Source organism: Actinoplanes sp. ATCC 53533, from assembly GCF_003947245.1.
On record NZ_QHHV01000639.1, the window covers coordinates 1 to 628 of the forward strand.

Annotated in this window: 1 pseudogene; it reads left to right on the forward strand. The window is 66.6% G+C overall.

The features are described 5' to 3' along the window. Window positions 1-244 precede the first annotated feature (244 nt). Window positions 245-628 (forward strand): annotated as a pseudogene (locus tag DMB66_RS60405) (endonuclease Q family protein); the annotation flags it as partial.

The window sequence follows — 628 nt, forward strand, 5'->3', positions numbered from 1 at the left end:
GGTTCGGCGAGGTCGACGGCGTTCCGGTCTACGTCACCAACGGGGCCGGATTCTGGGGGCCGACCGGTCCGCGTTGGCGCGCCGCCACAGGTCACCGTCATCGAGTTGCGTACTCCTTAGCAGTGAATCTTGGACGTTCCGCTGAGCCACGGGGCACATCTCCGCAGGATTCAATCGTGGATCGGTTATGTCACTTCGCGCGTGGCGGCTCGTGGCGCGCCGGGAGCTCGTGACAGGATGCAGCGTGCCCTCGGTTAGCGCAGGGTCCTCGGTCGCCGCGGACACATACGTCGCGGATCTGCACATCCACTCCAAGTATTCGCGGGCCTGCAGCCGCGATCTCACCCTGCCGAACCTCGCCTGGTGGGCCCGACGCAAGGGCATCGCGGTCCTGGGCACGGGGGACTTCACGCACCCCGCCTGGTTCGACCACCTGCGGGAAAATCTCCGTCCCGCCGATGAGCCCGGTCTCTACCGCCTCGGCACCGACGCGGAGCAGGAGGTCAGCCGCAAGCTGCCGCCGATCCTGCAGAGCAGCTCGGACGCGCGGTTCATGCTCAGCGTCGAGATCTCCACGATCTACAAGCGCGACGACCGCACCCGCAAGGTGCACCACCTGATCTACATG